The following is a 15,708-nucleotide window of genomic DNA, read 5'->3' as shown; positions in this document are numbered from 1 at the left end:
CGGCGCTCACACGCGGCGCAGGACCAGCGTGCCGTTGGTGCCGCCGAAGCCGAAGTTGTTCTTCACCGCCACGTCGATCTTCATCTCCCGCGCGGTGTTGGCGCAGTAGTCCAGGTCGCATTCCGGATCCTGGTTGAAGATGTTGATCGTGGGCGGCGAGACCTGGTGGTGCACCGCCAGCGTGGTGAACACCGTCTCGACGCCACCAGCGCCACCCAGCAGGTGGCCGGTCATCGACTTGGTGGAATTGACCACCAGCTGCTTTGCATGGTCGCCAAAGGCCAGCTTGATCGCGTTGGTCTCGTTCAGGTCACCCAGCGGCGTGGATGTGCCATGCGCGTTCAGGTACTGCACCGCATCGGCGTTCAGGCCGGCGTTGCGCAGCGCGGCGCGCATGGCGCGCTTGGGGCCGTCGACGTTGGGCGCCGTCATGTGGAACGCGTCGGCACCCATGCCAAAGCCGGCCAGCTCGGCATAGATCCTGGCGCCGCGCTTCTTGGCGTGTTCGTACTCCTCGAGCACCAGCACGCCGGCGCCCTCGCCCAGCACGAAGCCGTCGCGGTCCTTGTCCCAGGGCCGGCTGGCGGTCTTGGGATCGTCGTTGCGGGTGGACAGCGCGCGCGCCGCGGCAAAGCCGCCGATGCCCAGCGGCGAGACGGTGCTTTCGGCACCGCCGGCCACCATCACGTCGGCATCGCCGTACTCGATCAGCCGGCCGGCCTCGCCGATGGCATGCAGGCCGGTGGTGCAGGCCGTCACGATCGACAGGTTGGGGCCGGTGAAGCCGTACTTGATCGAGATGTGGCCCGAGATCATGTTGATGATCGAGGCGGGCACGAAGAACGGCGAGATGCGGCGTGCGCCGCGGGCGGCGTACTCAATCTGCGTCTGCTCGATCATCGGCAGGCCACCGATGCCCGAGCCGACCAGGCAGCCGATGCGCTCGGCCTGCTCCTCGTTCAGCGCGTCGCCGGTGGGCAGGCCGGCGTCCTGCACCGCCTGGATGGCCGCCGCCATGCCGTAGTGGATGAAGGTGTCCATGTGGCGGGCCTCCTTGCCGGGGATGTAATCCTCGACATTGAAGCCCTTGACCTCGCCGGCGAACCGGCAGGACAGCCCCGAGGCATCGAAACGGGTGACGTTGTCGATGCCTGAACGGCCAGCCAGCAGGTTGGTCCAGCCTTCGGCCACGGTGTTGCCCACCGGGCTGATCAGGCCCAGGCCGGTGATGACGACGCGACGACGGGTCATGTCAGCAGCAGATCAGGCCTTCTGGTGCTTGACGGCGTAGTCGATCGCCAACTGCACCGTGGTGATCTTCTCGGCCTCTTCGTCGGGGATCTCGATGCCGAACTCATCCTCGAGGGCCATCACCAGTTCGACGGTGTCCAGGGAATCGGCACCCAGGTCGGCCACGAAGGCCTTCTCGTTGGTGACTTCGGCTTCGGCCACGCCAAGCTGCTCGGCAATGATCTTCTTGACGCGTGCTTCGATATCGCTCATGACTCCTCCAGGAGTGGTAATTTCAAAAACAGCCCATGATTCTACCGGCGGAGCAGCGCCGGACCTGCCTGCGCTGTGGCCGTGCCGGTCGGGCCCATGACCGGCAGTGGTTCTTCAGCCCATGTACATGCCGCCGTTGACATGCAGCTCGGTGCCGGTGATGTAGCCGGCCAGCGGGCTGGCGAGGAAGGCCACCGCATGGGCGATCTCCTCGGGCGTGCCCAGCCGGCCCAGCGGGATCTGGCCGAGCAGCGCGGCCTTCTGGGCCTCGGGCAGCTCGGCCGTCATGTCGGTGGCGATGAAGCCGGGGGCGATGCAGTTGACCGTGATGTTGCGGCTGCCCAGCTCGCGCGCCAGCGCCCGGGTCATGCCGGCCACACCTGCTTTGGCAGCCGCATAGTTGGCCTGGCCGGCATTGCCGCTGGCGCCCACCACCGAGGTGATGTTGATGATGCGGCCATGCCGCTGCTTCATCATCGGGCGCAGCACCGCGCGGCTGCAGCGGAACACCGCCTTCAGGTTGGTGTCGATCACCGCGTCCCAGTCGGCATCCTTCATGCGCATGGCCAGGGTGTCGCGGGTGATGCCGGCGTTGTTGACCAGCACCTGCAGGCCGCCATCGGCCTGGACGATGGCCTCGATGGCGGCATCGACGGCGGCGGCGTCGTTCACGTCCAGCCGCAGGCCGCGGCCGCCATGGGCTGCCAGCGCCTCGGTGACGGCGGCGGCGCCGGCATCGGTGGTGGCGGTGCCGATGACGGTGCAACCCTGCGCCGCCAGCGTGGCGGCAATCGCCCGGCCGATGCCGCGCGAGGCACCGGTGACCAGCGCAACCTGCCTGGTGGTGCTCATGCCAGCAGCCCCCGGGTCTCGGCCAGCGAGGCCGGGTCGAAGATGGCGCCGCTGACCAGCTCGGCATCGATGCGCTTGACCATGCCGGCCAGCACCTTGCCGGGACCGCACTCGACGATGTGGGTGGCGCCGCGGGCCTTCAGCGCCTGCACCACCTCCACCCAGCGCACCGGGCCCGAAGCCTGGCGGTACAGCGCTTCGCGGATCGCGTCAGGTTCGGCGGGCGCGGCCACGTCGATGTTGTTGACCACCGGGATGCGCGGGCTCTGCAGCGCCACATCCACCAGCCGGGCACGCAGGGTCTCGGCAGCCGGCTGCATCAGCGCGCAATGGAACGGCGCCGAGACGGCCAGCGGCAGCGCCCGCTTGGCACCGGCTGCCTTCAGCAGCTCGCAGGCCTTGGCCACGCCGGCCTGGCTGCCGGAGATGACGGTCTGCTTGGGATCATTGAAGTTGGCGGCCGACACCACCTCGCCCGTGGCGGCGGCGGCCTGGGTGCAGCCCTCGACCACGGCGGCGGCGTCCAGCCCCAGGATGGCGGCCATGGCGCCCTGCCCCACCGGCACGGCCTGCTGCATGGCCTGGGCGCGCAAGCGCACCAGCGGCAGCGCATCGGCCAGCGTCAGCGCGCCGGCGGCCACCAGGGCGCTGTACTCGCCCAGCGAATGGCCGGCCACGGCCACCGGCTGGGCACCGCCCTCGGCCAGCCAGGCGCGCCAGGCGGCGATGGCCGCGGTCAACATCACCGGCTGGGTGTTGGTGGTCAGGTCCAGTTGTTCCTTGGGGCCTGCGGCCATCAGTTGGGCAATGTCTTCACCCAGCGCGGCCGAGGCCTCTTCCAGCGTGGCGCGCACGGCCGGGTGGTCGCCCCAGGCATCGAGCATGCCCACGGCTTGCGAGCCCTGGCCGGGAAAGACGAAGGCGAACGAAGTCATCGTGCGGATTGCTCCTGGCGGGAGGTGGTCGGACGTGTGAGGAAACAGCGGGCCGGCGCGCTCAGTAATCGAGCAGAACGGCGCCCCAGGTGAAGCCGCCGCCCACGCCTTCGAGCATCAGCGTGTCGCCGCGCTGGATGCGGCCGCTGCGCACGGCGGTGTCCAGCGCCAGCGGGATGGACGCGGCCGAGGTGTTGCCATGCTGGTCGACGGTGACGACCAGCTTGTCGAGCGAGAGCTTCAGCCGCTTGGCCGTGCCCTGCATGATGCGGATGTTGGCCTGATGAGGGATCAGCCAGTCGATGTCGGATTCCTGCCGGCCGGCCTTCTCCAGCGTGGCGCGGGCCGACTGCTCCAGCACGCCCACGGCCAGCTTGAACACCGCCTGGCCGTCCATCTTCAGCAGCGGGTCACCGAGCACCTGGCCGCCGGACACCGTGCCCGGCACGCACAGGATGCCGACATGGCGGCCGTCGGCATGCAGATCGGTGGCCAGGATGCCGGGAGTGTCGCTGGCCTCCAGCACCACGGCGCCGGCGCCGTCGCCGAACAGCACGCAGGTGCCGCGGTCGTTGAAGTCGAGGATGCGCGAGAACACCTCGGCGCCGATCACCAGCGCACGGCGGGCGGTGCCGGTGCGGATGAGGGAATCCGCCATCGTCAACGCGTAGACGAAGCCCGAGCACACCGCCTGCACATCGAAGGCCGGGCAGCCGACGATGCCCAGCTTGTTCTGCACGATGCAGGCCGTCGACGGGAACACCATGTCGGGCGTGGACGTGGCCAGGATGATCAGGTCGATGTCGGCCGGCTGACAGCCGGCGGCCTCGATGGCATGGCGGGCGGCGCCCACGGCCAGATCGCTGGCATGGGTGTCGGCATCGACGAAATGGCGGGCGCGGATGCCAGTGCGCTCGATGATCCAGTCGTCGCTGGTCTCGACGCCGCGCTGGGCCAGTTCGGCGGCCAGGTCGGCATTGCTCAGGCGCCGCACCGGCAGCATGCTGCCGGTGCCGGCGATGCGGGTGTAGCGGGGCAGGCCGGGGGCGGCAGGCGCGAAGGAAGGCGCGGGGCTGGGGTTCATGCGGCTTTGGCAGGCGGCTGGGCGGCGACCGTCAGTGTGATGTCGAGCTCACCCGACGCACCGGCGGCGCCCGCCAGCGTGTTGCGGATGCGGTCGTGCACCCGGTCAAGCAGGCGATTGCGGGCCGCATCATAAGCCCGGGCCAGCGCCCGCTCGAAGGCGAAGGCATCGGACGAGCCATGCGCCTTGAACACCAGGCCGCGCAGGCCCAGCAGCGCGCCGCCGCTGTAGCGGCGGTGGTCCAGCCGGGCCTTGAAGCGGTTGAGCACCGGCATGGCCACCAGCGCCGCCAGCTTGCTCAGCGGCGTGCGGGTGAACTCATCCTTGATGATCTGGCCCAGCATGCCGGCCAGACCTTCGCTGGTCTTGAGCGCGACGTTGCCGACGAAACCGTCGCAGACCACCAGGTCGGTCGTGCCCTTGAAGATGTCGTTGCCTTCGACGTTGCCGTGGAAATTGATCTGGCCGGCGGCGCCGGCATCGCGCAGCAGCTCGCCGGCGCGCTTGATCACCTCGCTGCCCTTGATCGTCTCCTCGCCGATGTTCAGCAGGCCGACACTGGGCTCATCGTTGCCGTCCAGGGCGCTGACCAGGGCGCTGCCCATCACCGCGAACTGCAGCAGGTGCTCGGCGCTGCAGTCGACGTTGGCGCCGAGGTCGAGCACCTTGGTGAAGCCGCCCTTCTGATTGGGCAGCAGCGCGGCAATGGCGGGGCGGTCGATGCCGTCGAAGGTCTTCAGCACGTAGCGGGCCAGCGCCATCAGCGCGCCGGTGTTGCCGGCCGAGACACACACGTCCGCGGCCGCCCGCCCGCCCTCACCCGGCTTGAGCTGGGCGATGGCCACGCGCATCGATGAATCGCGCTTCTTGCGCAGCGCCACCTCCACCGCGTCGTCCATGGCCACCACCTCGGTGGCCGCAACCAGCGTGGTGCGCGGCCAGCCGCGGGCCGGCGCCAGGGCCTCGGCCGTGCCCACCAGCACGAGGTCGGCCTGGGGATGGGCGTCGAGGAAGGTCTTGCAGGCCGGCAGGGTGACCGACGGGCCATGGTCGCCGCCCATGCAGTCGACGGCAACGCGGACACGGGCCAGCGGCTGCAGGGCGGAATGCATCAAGGACGTGGGCAAGGCGGGGACGGCAACAGGGCCGGTCAGGCGTTCGGCAGGCGGCGACGGGGCATCAGCCCGACGACGGTAGGGGATGCGCGCCCGGCACGCAAGCCGGGCAGGCCCGATGGGCAGCCAAGCGCCCGACCAATGACAAAACCCGGCCTCGCAGCAGGCGGAGCCGGGTTGGGCACATCAGCAACATGGGGCGGAACCGCAGCGGGTGGCCGGCACATGGCACGGACCCGCCCGCCGGACAGCCAGATCAGGCGTCGGCCTTGCTCTTGAGCACCTTGCGGCCGCGGTAGAAACCGGTGGGGCTGATGTGGTGGCGCAGATGCACTTCGCCGGTGGTGGGCTCGATCGCCGTGCCCGGGGTCACCAGGGCGTTGTGCGAGCGGTGCATGCCGCGCTTCGAGGGCGACTTCTTGTTCTGTTGAACGGCCATGGGGATTCTCCTGATTCGGGCGTGGCTGGCGGCGCGGCCTGCACGGGTGGCATGTGGGGTGCAGGGCAACCCGAGGCGCCATGCGAAAAGCCCGCGAGTATAGCATTCCTCCCGAACCCGCAGACACCAGCGCGCTCAGCCGCCTGACGTGGAGGATTTCAACCGCTGCAGTGCGGCGAACGGGTTCTCGCGCTCGGGCACGTCGTCGGGCGCAGGCGCCTCGCCCAGCGGCACCGGCAAGGGCTGCGGGCAGACGTCGTGCCGCGGCACGATGGGCAGGTCCAGCAGCAGTTCATCCTCGACCAGTTCACGCAGGTCGAGCGCCTTGCTCAGCGCCAGCACGTCGTCCTCGATCTCGGCATCCAGCGCCTCGGCTGCGGCCTCGCCACGCACGAAGCGCAGGCGGCGGTCGATGGCCAGCGGCACGGTGAACGGCTGCAGACAGCGCTGGCAGGTCAGCCAGACCGGTGCGCTGGCCTGCAGATGCAGCCACAGCTCGGCCTCGCCGCCCGTGACCGGCACGCGCACGCCCCAGGCCCGCCAGGCGACGGGTGGCAACGCGGTGTCTTGCGGCGGGGTCTGCAGCTCGGCCAGGCGCGTCAGGTCAGCGCCCGGCCACTGGCCATCCAGCGTCGCGGCGTCGGCGATGAAGGCCGACACATCCAGCCGCAGCGCATCATGGGGACGTTTCATCCGGCCAGTGTACGGGGGCGCCACTGGAGATTCCGGGGAGAATCCGGTTCATGACCATGCCCCCGCCTGCCGGCCTGGCACCCCGGCGCCTGCCGCTGGTGCTGGGCTCCACCTCGCCGTACCGGCGCGAGCTGCTGGCCCGCCTGCGGCTGGATTTCAGCGTGGACGCGCCCCGCGTCGACGAGACACCGCGCATGGGCGAAGCGCCCGCACAGCTGGCGCAGCGGCTGGCGCTGGAGAAAGCGAAGGACGTGGCATCGCGCCACCCCGGCGCGGTGGTGATCGGCGCCGACCAGGTGGCCGACCTGGACGGCCAGCCGATCGGCAAGCCCGGCCGCCACGACCGCGCGGTGGCCCAGTTGCAGGCCATGCGCGGACGGCAGGTGGTGTTCCACACGGCGGTGGCGGTCGTGCGGTCGGACACCGGCTTCGCCCAGGGCCTGCTGGCGCAGGTGGCGGTGACCTTCCGCGCCTTGGCCGATGCCGAGATCGAGCACTACCTGCGGCTGGAGCAGCCCTACGACTGCGCCGGCAGCGCCAAGTGCGAGACCCTGGGCATCGCCTTGCTGGAACGCATCGACAGCGACGACCCGACCGCGCTGGTGGGCCTGCCGCTGATCCGCACCTGCGCCCTGCTGCGCCTGGCCGGCATCGACCCGCTGGTGGTGCCCGCATGACGGTCCAGCCCGGCCGGCTGCTGCTGGTGCCCAACACGCTGGACCTGGGCACCGAGACCGAGGTGCCGCTGGACACCGTGCTGCCGCAGGCGGTGATCGCCCAGGCCGCGGCGCTGGGCCACTGGGTGTGCGAGAACGCCAAGACCACGCGCGCCCTGCTCAAGCGGGTGCAGGCGCTGGTCCCGCTGGCGCAACCGCTGCAGCAGATCCAGATCACCGAGCTGCCGCGGCCGGCCAAGGGCGGCGGCAGACCGTCGGCACCGCCCGACCTGCGGCCGCTGCTGGCGCCGGCGCTGGCCGGGCATGACGTGGGGCTGCTGTCGGAAGCTGGCCTGCCAGCTGTGGCCGACCCTGGCGCGGCCCTGGTGCAGGCCGCGCATGCGCTGGGCCTGGTGGTGGTGCCGCTGTCGGGCCCCACCTCGCTGCTGCTGGCGCTGGCCGCCAGTGGCCTGAACGGCCAGAGCTTCGCCTTCGTGGGCTACCTGCCGGTGGAACCGGCGGCGCGGGCGGCGCGCATCCGCGACCTGGAGGCGCTGTCCCGCCGCCAGCAGCAGACGCAGATCGCCATCGAGACGCCCTACCGCAACGATGCGCTGCTGGCCGCCCTGGTGCAGCACCTGCAGCCGACCACCCGGCTGGCGGTGGCCAGCGGGCTGACATTGCCCGGCGCGCGCTGCGAAACCCGCAGCGTGGCCGACTGGCGCGCGGCAGGAACCGCAGTGCTGGGTGGGCGGCTGCCGGCGGTCTTCAGCTGGCTGGCTGGCTGAGGCGGGCGCTGGCCGATCAGGCCTTGCTGCCGCCACCCAGCAGCGACGCGACCTTGCGCTTGCTGCGGATGTTGGGCGACAGGCCACGCACCGGGGCCGGCGCCGCGGCGCCCTTCTGCTCCCAGGCCGGCTTCTCGCCATCGGGCACCGACGGCTCGTAGGGCTTCTCGAAGAACGGATCGCCGCTTGGCTGCGCACTGCGGCGGGGGCGGTCAGGCTCGCGCGGCACACGCTCGGCCTGGCGTGCCGGCGGGGCATCGTCCTCACGCGCCGGGCGGTCATCGAAGCGCTCGCGTTCACGGTAGGGCGCGCGGCGCGGCCGGTCGTCCACCAGCTCATAGGGCTCGAGCTCGATCTTGGTCTTGATCAGCCGCTCGATGTCGCCGACCAGGCGCATGTCCTCGCGGTCGACCAGGGTGACGGCCAGGCCCGAAGCGCCGGCGCGGCCGGTGCGGCCGATGCGGTGCACGTAGTCTTCCGCGTTGAACGGCACGTCGAAGTTGAAGACGGCGGGCAAGTCGGCGATGTCGAGGCCGCGGGCGGCCACATCGGTGGCCACCAGCAGGTCCACCTCGCCGGCCTTGAAGGCCTGCAGCGCCTTGAGGCGCTCGTCCTGGCTCTTGTCGCCATGCAGCGCCTGGGTGCGCATGCCGTCACGCTCGAAGCTGCGCGCCAGGCGCGCGGCGCCCAGCTTGCTGTTGACGAAGATGATGGCCTGGGTGAGCGCGCGGGTCTTGATGAGCTGGCGCACCACGGCGCGCTTGTCGTCCTCGGCCACGCTGTAGAAACGCTGCTCCACATTGGTGGCGGTGGCATTGGCGCGCGCCACTTCCACGGTGATCGGATCCTGCAGGTAGCTCTGCGCCAGCTTCTTGATCTCGGGCGAGAAGGTGGCCGAGAACAGCAACGTCTGGCGGTTGCCCTTGGGCAGGTAGCTGAGGATGCGCTGCAGATCGGGCAGGAAGCCGATGTCGAGCATGCGGTCGGCTTCGTCGAGCACCACGTACTCGACCTGGTTGAGCACGCAGTTCTTGGCCTCAATGTGGTCGAGCAGGCGGCCCGGGGTGGCGATCAGCACCTCGACGCCGCGCTTCAGCTCCGCCGTCTGCGGCTTCATATCGATGCCGCCGAAGACCACGGTGCTGCGCAACTGGGTGTGCTTGGCGTAGGTCTTGACGTTGTTGGCCACCTGGTCGGCCAGTTCGCGGGTGGGCGTGAGCACCAGCGCCCGCACCGGATGCCGCGCCGGCGACATCGATGCGGTCTCGTGCTTCATCATCTTCTGCAGCAGCGGCAGCGAGAAGGCGGCGGTCTTGCCGGTGCCGGTCTGGGCAGCGCCCATCACGTCGCGCCCGGCCAGCACCAGCGGGATGGCCTTGGCCTGGATCGGCGTCATCGACGTGTAGCCCGATTCGGTGACGGCGCGCAGCAGTTTGGGGTCGAGCGCGAGCGTCTCGAAGCGCTGCGGCAGGGCCTCAGCGGCCGGCAAGGCGGTGCTGACTTCGCCGGCGTCGGCGGTGGGGGTGGTGTCGTTCATTGGTCCCCCATTATCCGCGAGTGGTGGAATCGGGATGCGCCGGGCGACGCCAGGATGCCTGGACCCTCTCAGTGGCCACCCTAGAATCCGGGTTTTCAACCTGCCCCGGGCCGCCGGTTCTGGCGACCGTCCCAGGTCATTGATGAGGACCGCATGAAGTTCACCTCCACCCGCCTGCCTGATGTCGTCGTCATCGAACCTGCCGTGTTCAGCGACGACCGTGGCTGGTTCATGGAGAGCTTCAACCAGAAACGGTTCCAGGATGGCCTCGCCGCGCTGGGATTGCCGGCGCCACGTCCCTTTGTGCAGGACAACGAATCCAGCTCCGCGCGCGGTGTGCTGCGTGGCCTTCACTACCAGCTGGCGCCGCACCCGCAAGGCAAGCTGGTGCGCGTGGTGCACGGGGCGGTGATCGACGTCGCGGTGGACATCCGGCGCGGCTCGCCCCACTTTGGCCAGTGGGTGGCCGTGGAGCTGAGTGCCGAGAACCGGCGCCAGATCTGGATTCCAGAAGGATTTGCCCATGGCTTCATGGCGCTGACCGACGAAGCACGCTTTCTCTACAAGACGACCGACGTGTACGCAAAGAGCTGCGAGCGGGCGATCCGCTGGGATGACCCGGCCATCGGCATCGACTGGCCCACCAGCGCGGCGCCGCGGCTGGCGCCCAAGGATGCAGACGCCCCGCTGCTGGCCGATGCCGACACGTTCTGATCCACCCAATTTGCCCACATGACCTCGGCCTACGACACCCTGCAGGACCAACTGCGCCGGCAACCCCGCCATTGGCTGGTGACCGGTGCTGCCGGCTTCATCGGAAGCCACCTGATCGAGACCCTGCTGCAGCTGGAGCAGACGGTGACCGGCCTCGACAACTTCGCCACCGGCCACCGGCACAACCTGGACGCTGTGCGGGCCAGCGTGGGCGACGCGGCATGGTCTCGCTTTCGCTTCATCGAGGGCGACATTCGCCAGTTGGCCGACTGCCAGGCCGCCTGCACCGGCGTGCAGATCGTGCTGCACCAGGCCGCGCTGGGGTCTGTGCCGCGCTCGCTGGCTGATCCGATCACCAGCAACGCGGTCAATGTGAGCGGCTTCTTGAACATGCTGGTGGCGGCGCGCGATGCGAACGTGCAGCGGTTCGTCTATGCCGCCAGCAGCAGCACCTATGGCGACCATCCGGGCCTGCCAAAGATGGAGGATGTCATCGGCAAGCCGCTGTCGCCGTACGCCGTCACCAAGTTGGTCAACGAGCTGTACGCCGACGTCTTCGGCCGCAGCTACGGACTGCAAAGCATCGGACTGCGCTACTTCAATGTGTTCGGACCGCGGCAGGATCCGAACGGTGCCTATGCGGCCGTGATTCCCAAGTGGGCAGCGGCCATCTTGGCCGGTGAGACCGTCTTCATCAACGGCGACGGCCTGACCAGCCGCGACTTCTGCTACGTCGCCAACGCGGTGCAGGCCAACCTGCTCGCCGGCACGGTGCAGGACGCAGCGGCAGTGAACCAGGTCTACAACGTGGCGGTTGGCGATCAGACCGACCTGAACCAGTTGCACGGCATGCTGGTGGCTGCACTGCAAGCACAGCGTCCCGGGCTCGCTGGCCAGGGACCGGCGTACCGTGGGTTCCGCGATGGCGATGTGCGCCACTCGCGGGCAGACATCTCCAAGGCTGCCCGCCTGCTGGGCTACACACCCAGCCACACCATCCGCGCCGGGCTTGAGATCGCCGCCAGCTGGTACGCCCGCGCCTCGTGAGCGGTGGCAAGCCTCAGCGGTTGGTGATCATCCAGCGCGGCGCCCTGAACCGGACGATGCGCCAGTACAACGCGGTGTAGGTGACACCGAACAGCACGATGAACCCGCCCAGGACCGGCGTGCTGTCCCAGAACAGCATGGCAGGCACCACGGCCGTCATGCAGAGCATCCACAGGTACGGTGACGTCATCGAATTGCGCCGCGCAGCCGAACGCTTCGACTGCTTCCCGATGGCCCAACGCATGATGCGCCGGTAGATCAGTGAATGCAGGTGGATGCCGTCGGGCATGCCTGCGGGCTGACCGCGCAACATCACGCGTCGATAGATCGAGAACACCGTCTCGAAGACCGGGTAGATGCAGACCAGCAGCGGGAACATCGGCGAGACCGTCGCATTGCGGTGCAGCAGCAAGATGGCCAGCTCGGCCACATAGAAGCCCAGAAAGTAGGCGCCGCCATCCCCCAGGAAGATCAGGCCCGCCGGGAAATTCCAGACGAAGAAGCCCAGCACAGCCCCGACACCCGCCACTGCCAGCGCCACGACCAGCATGTCGTCCACCTGAAACGCCACGTAGCCGATGCTGGCGAGGATCAACACCGCGCACATCGACGCCAGACCATTGAAACCGTCGATGATGTTCAGCGAATTGGCGACGCCCGCCACCACGAACACGGTGACGGCAGCAGCCACGCCCGCGAAGGACACGGCCCAGTCGAGGCCTGGAATGTCGGTGCGGTCGATCACGGCGCTCAACAAGACCACCGCCAGCGCCGCCGAGACCGCCGTGAAGAACAACCGCCTGCGCGGACTCTGCGTCTTGGTCAAGTCTTCGGTGAGCCCGCAACCGAAAGCCGGAATGGCACAGGCCATGAGCAGCAGCGCCTCGCTGCCGATCTCGGGCTGGCGAAGCCAAAAGACCAGCAGGCCCGCGAACACGCCCAGGAAGATGCCGATGCCGCCCACCCGCGGCACCGGCGCGGAATGGAATTTCTGTGGCCCGGAAAGGTCGTGGTCGTGCAGGCGGTGGCCGCCGACCTTGGCTGCACGCACCAGCATCAATGTGATGCCCGTGGACAGGGCGAAGGCAACCAAGAGAACGAGCATGGACGCAGATTCTATCGAGGTGCTTCACCGAGTCTGACTGGAGGCCACCGCTAGAATCCAAAGTTGGACTGCCCGCGCAGGTCGCGACCGCAAGGCGCGCATCAGGGCCTCGCGCAACTGCAACGCACCCGGCGAAGGCCAGTGAGGCTGTAACAAGATTTCAATGAACGCTTTCAATCAAGTCGCCCAGCCTGCATGCTGGCCGCGCGGACTGCGGCGGGCCGGCATCACTGCGATGTTCGTGTCCACGATGCTCCTGCCAGCTTGGCTGCAGGCACAGACGTCGACGGTCGCCCAGGCCCCGCAGAGCTCGGGGGCGCCGATCCAGCTTCGCGATGCAGGGGCAGCCCCGGCAGCGGTGCCCGCGACCGAGCAGGTCTCGGCACAGGCCGCTGGCAAGTCATTGGCGGCCCAGCAGACGCCGAACCGGCTGATCCCGCCGCGACTGGGCGAATTCGAACGCTACGTCCAGAGCCTCCCTGAAGGCAGGGATGTGCGCAGGCTGGGTGCCGAACTGGCAGAAAACGCCGAGGACGGGCTGCTGGCCGGCACCATTCCCAGCAGCCCCATCGTGCCGCCCGACTACCTGGTGCAGCCTGGTGACGAACTCGTGCTGACGATCTGGGGCTCGGTGGACGCCGATCTGCGCCTGGTGGTCGATCGGGTCGGGCGCGTGAACATCCCGCGCGTCGGCACGGTGCTGGTCTCGGGCGTGCGCCAGTCCGACCTGGCCGATGTGATCGGTCGCCGGGTGGCGCAAGTCTTCCGGAATTACCAGCTCAGTGTGTCGCTCGGCCAGCTCCGCGGCATGCGTGTCTTCGTCACCGGCTTTGTCGAACGCCCCGGCAGCTTGTCCCTGAGCAGCTTGTCCACGCTGGCCCAGGCCCTGTTGCGGGCAGGTGGTCCGGCAGCGTCCGGCAGCTTCCGGGATGTGCAGTTGCGCCGTGGCCGCAGCGTGGTCGCCAAGTTCGACTTGTACGACCTGCTGCTCAAGGGCGACCGCAGCGCAGACGTCGTGTTGCAGCCAGATGATGTCATCCACGTGGGACCGGTCGGTCCTCTCGTGGCCATCATGGGCAGCGTCAACCGGCCCGCCATCCTTGAACTGAAGCCGGGCGAGACCGTTGGCGATGCCATGCGCATGGCCGCCGGCCTGTCGGCGGTGGCCGAGACCAGCCGTCTCAGCATCGAGCGGCTGTCTGACCGTGCCGGCAACCGGGTCGTGCTGCTCGACCTGCCGGCCGGGATGAGCGCGCCACTGGCCAATGGCGATGTGCTGCGGGCCTTCAGCGCGGTGGATGTGGTGCAGTCGGTGGTGCCGCGCAACAAGCGCGTGCGGGTCGAAGGCGAAGTGATGCGACCGGGTGAGTACGTGTTGCCACCCGACAGCAGCACGTCCGATGCGATCGCTGCGGCGGGCGGACTGACGCAGAGCGCCTTCCTGTACGGCACCGTGTTCGAACGGGTGAGCGTTCGGCAGCTGCAGGCAGTGAACTACGACCGGGCCTTGCGCGACTTCGAGACCGAGCTGGTCCGCACGCCGGTGGCGACACGTGCGGCCAACCGCGAGGAGGCAGACACCGCAGCGGCCAGTGCCGAAGCAGGCGCCCGGCTGCTCGAGAAGCTCCGCGCCATCCGGCCCACCGGTCGCATCGTGCTGCAGATCCCGCCCGAGGCGACCACCCTGCCGCAGCTGGCGGTCGAGGACGGCGACCGGATGTACATCCCGCCGCGGCCCAACACCGTCGGCGTGTTCGGCAGTGTGTTCAGTGCGGGCAGCTATCTGCACTCGCCCGGGCGCACGGTGGGCGACTTCCTGCGCTTGGCCGGTGGGCCGACGCGGCACGCCGATCACGGCAGCGTGTTTGTGGTGCGCGCCAATGGCACCGTGCGCAGCAGCCTGGTCAACACCAGCTGGCTCAACCGCGGCAATCAGCTCGAGACCTTGCCCACCGAGCCGGGCGACACGGTGTTCGTGCCCGACGAGTTGAGCCGCATCACCTGGGTCCAAGCCGCGAAGGACTGGACGCAGATCCTGTACCAGTTCGGTCTGGGCATCGCCGGCATCAAGAGCGCCTTCAATTGAGCGGAAACCCACGCATGAGCAACAGCACGAGCGCGGAGTTCGACACCAGCGCCATGCAAGCCGGAGCTGCGACCGGCGTGAGCCCCGCCGAACTGTTGGCCGTCCTGGGACGCCGCTGGAAGCTGATGCTGGGCGTCCCGCTGCTGGTGGGATGCCTTGTCTACGGCTACACCCTCACGCTGCCGAAAGTCTTCACCGCCAGCACCACCCTGATGCCGCCGCAGCAGAGCGGCAGCGGTGCCGGTGCAGCGCTGGCGTCACTGGGGTCGCTGGGCGGCGCGCTGCCGGGCGGCATCGGCAATGCGCGCAATGTAGGTGACCAGTACGTGGCACTGCTGGAGAGCGCCACCGTGGCAGATCGCATCATCGACCAGTTCAAGCTGAACGAGGTCTACGGGCAGCCGGTGCGTGCCCACGCACGCCAGCAATTGGCCAGCAACACGCGCATCGCACTGAGCAAGTCCAGTGGTCTGGTGAGCGTCGATGTCAGCGACACCGACCCCAAGCGCGCCGCGAATCTCGCCAACCAGTACGTCGCCGAGCTGCGTCGGCTGAACGCCTCCCTGGCCCTGACCGAGGCCCAGCGGCGCCGCATGTTCTTCGAGAAGCTGCTGGCGCAATCGCGCGATCGCCTGACCGATGCCCAGCGCAACTTGCAGGCCAGCGGCTTCAACGCTGGCGTGCTGCGGTCCGAACCCAAGACCACCGCGGAGACCTACTCGCGGCTGCAGCTGGAGGTGGCAGCCGCCGAAGTGCAACTGCAGGCACTGCGCGACAGCCTGACGGACAGTGCTCCCGAAGTGCAGCGGCAGCAGGCCACGCTGGCTGCACTGCGTCGCCAGCTGACCCGGTCGGAGCGTCCGCCGGAGGCCAGCGACACCGGTGACTACATCGCCCGGTTCCGCGACTACAAGTACCAGGAGACACTGTTCGATCTGTATGCGCGCCAGTTCGAGGTGGCCCGTGCGGACGAGAGCCGCGAGAGCGACGCGGTGCAGGTCATCGACGTCGCATCGCCGCCCGAGATCCACAGCGGGCCACGCAAACTGCGGGCGACCGCCATCGCCATGGCCATCACGGCGGTGGTCCTGGCCATCGGCGTGCTGCTGCAGGCCGGCATGGCCAGCCGCAGGACCGCGCTGGCCGCGGCCTGA

Annotated in this window: 16 protein-coding genes; 6 read left to right on the top strand and 10 right to left on the bottom strand. The window is 69.1% G+C overall.

Going from position 1 to position 15,708, the window contains the following annotated elements; all coding sequences use genetic code 11:
- Nucleotides 1-6: 6 nt before the first annotated feature.
- The 8 genes from fabF to FFT10_RS12945 all read right to left on the bottom strand — a co-directional run bounded on the left by fabF (nucleotide 7) and on the right by FFT10_RS12945 (nucleotide 6,621).
- Nucleotides 7-1,251: a beta-ketoacyl-ACP synthase II gene (fabF, locus tag FFT10_RS12980; protein WP_137733259.1), complete on the bottom strand. Its 1,245-nt coding sequence runs from the start codon at nucleotides 1,249-1,251 to the stop codon at nucleotides 7-9.
- 12 nt (nucleotides 1,252-1,263) lie between these two features.
- Complete coding sequence (gene acpP, locus FFT10_RS12975) at nucleotides 1,264-1,503, bottom strand: acyl carrier protein (RefSeq protein ID WP_137733258.1); 240 nt, start codon at nucleotides 1,501-1,503, stop codon at nucleotides 1,264-1,266.
- Between the two features lie 114 nt (nucleotides 1,504-1,617).
- A complete protein-coding gene (fabG, locus tag FFT10_RS12970) occupies nucleotides 1,618-2,355 on the bottom strand; it encodes a 3-oxoacyl-ACP reductase FabG (protein WP_137733257.1) in 738 nt (245 codons plus the stop codon).
- Nucleotides 2,352-3,290 (bottom strand): ACP S-malonyltransferase, encoded by a 939-nt coding sequence (fabD, locus tag FFT10_RS12965; RefSeq protein ID WP_137733256.1) that lies wholly within the window; start codon nucleotides 3,288-3,290, stop codon nucleotides 2,352-2,354. Before fabD ends, fabG begins: the two co-directional genes overlap by 4 nt.
- A gap of 61 nt (nucleotides 3,291-3,351) precedes the next feature.
- Complete coding sequence (locus FFT10_RS12960; RefSeq protein ID WP_137733477.1) at nucleotides 3,352-4,329, bottom strand: beta-ketoacyl-ACP synthase III; 978 nt, start codon at nucleotides 4,327-4,329, stop codon at nucleotides 3,352-3,354.
- Nucleotides 4,330-4,370: 41 nt separating this feature from the next.
- On the bottom strand, nucleotides 4,371-5,486 hold the full coding sequence (gene plsX, locus FFT10_RS12955) for a phosphate acyltransferase PlsX (protein WP_137733255.1): 1,116 nt from the start codon (nucleotides 5,484-5,486) through the stop codon (nucleotides 4,371-4,373).
- A 259-nt stretch (nucleotides 5,487-5,745) separates the two neighbouring features.
- Entirely contained in the window at nucleotides 5,746-5,928 is a 183-nt protein-coding gene (gene rpmF / locus FFT10_RS12950) for a 50S ribosomal protein L32 (RefSeq protein WP_137733254.1), read from the bottom strand.
- A gap of 135 nt (nucleotides 5,929-6,063) precedes the next feature.
- On the bottom strand, nucleotides 6,064-6,621 hold the full coding sequence (locus FFT10_RS12945) for a YceD family protein (protein ID WP_137733253.1): 558 nt from the start codon (nucleotides 6,619-6,621) through the stop codon (nucleotides 6,064-6,066).
- A gap of 50 nt (nucleotides 6,622-6,671) precedes the next feature.
- On the opposite strand from FFT10_RS12945, the gene FFT10_RS12940 reads away from it, so the two are divergent.
- Together FFT10_RS12940 and FFT10_RS12935 are read left to right on the top strand one after the other, a co-directional pair.
- Nucleotides 6,672-7,298, top strand: coding sequence for a Maf family nucleotide pyrophosphatase (locus FFT10_RS12940; RefSeq protein ID WP_137733252.1), 627 nt, complete (start codon nucleotides 6,672-6,674; stop codon nucleotides 7,296-7,298).
- On the top strand, nucleotides 7,295-8,065 hold the full coding sequence (locus tag FFT10_RS12935; RefSeq protein ID WP_137733251.1) for an SAM-dependent methyltransferase: 771 nt from the start codon (nucleotides 7,295-7,297) through the stop codon (nucleotides 8,063-8,065). Before FFT10_RS12940 ends, FFT10_RS12935 begins: the two co-directional genes overlap by 4 nt.
- 16 nt (nucleotides 8,066-8,081) lie before the next feature.
- Here FFT10_RS12935 and FFT10_RS12930 read toward each other — a convergent pair whose 3' ends face one another.
- Nucleotides 8,082-9,602: a DEAD/DEAH box helicase gene (locus FFT10_RS12930; protein ID WP_137733250.1), complete on the bottom strand. Its 1,521-nt coding sequence runs from the start codon at nucleotides 9,600-9,602 to the stop codon at nucleotides 8,082-8,084.
- Nucleotides 9,603-9,755: 153 nt separating this feature from the next.
- On the opposite strand from FFT10_RS12930, the gene rfbC reads away from it, so the two are divergent.
- Together rfbC and FFT10_RS12920 are read left to right on the top strand one after the other, a co-directional pair.
- Nucleotides 9,756-10,316, top strand: coding sequence for a dTDP-4-dehydrorhamnose 3,5-epimerase (gene rfbC, locus FFT10_RS12925; protein WP_137733249.1), 561 nt, complete (start codon nucleotides 9,756-9,758; stop codon nucleotides 10,314-10,316).
- 18 nt (nucleotides 10,317-10,334) lie between these two features.
- Entirely contained in the window at nucleotides 10,335-11,363 is a 1,029-nt protein-coding gene (locus tag FFT10_RS12920; RefSeq protein ID WP_137733248.1) for an NAD-dependent epimerase/dehydratase family protein, read from the top strand.
- A 13-nt stretch (nucleotides 11,364-11,376) separates the two neighbouring features.
- Here the strand turns inward: FFT10_RS12920 and FFT10_RS12915 are convergent, their stop codons facing one another.
- On the bottom strand, nucleotides 11,377-12,468 hold the full coding sequence (locus FFT10_RS12915; protein ID WP_137733247.1) for an MraY family glycosyltransferase: 1,092 nt from the start codon (nucleotides 12,466-12,468) through the stop codon (nucleotides 11,377-11,379).
- Nucleotides 12,469-12,631: 163 nt separating this feature from the next.
- Here FFT10_RS12915 and FFT10_RS12910 point away from each other — a divergent pair, with 163 nt between their 5' ends.
- Nucleotides 12,632-14,554 carry an SLBB domain-containing protein gene (locus tag FFT10_RS12910; protein ID WP_137733246.1) on the top strand — a complete coding sequence of 641 codons (1,923 nt, stop codon included), beginning with the start codon at nucleotides 12,632-12,634 and terminating at the stop codon, nucleotides 14,552-14,554.
- 14 nt (nucleotides 14,555-14,568) lie between these two features.
- Nucleotides 14,569-15,708 (top strand): Wzz/FepE/Etk N-terminal domain-containing protein, encoded by a 1,140-nt coding sequence (locus FFT10_RS12905; RefSeq protein WP_228027096.1) that lies wholly within the window; start codon nucleotides 14,569-14,571, stop codon nucleotides 15,706-15,708.

Source organism: Pseudaquabacterium pictum (assembly GCF_005403045.1).
In the GTDB taxonomy this organism is placed as follows: Bacteria; Pseudomonadota; Gammaproteobacteria; order Burkholderiales; family Burkholderiaceae_C; genus Pseudaquabacterium; species Pseudaquabacterium pictum.
This window is presented reverse-complemented; position numbering and strand designations above follow the sequence as displayed.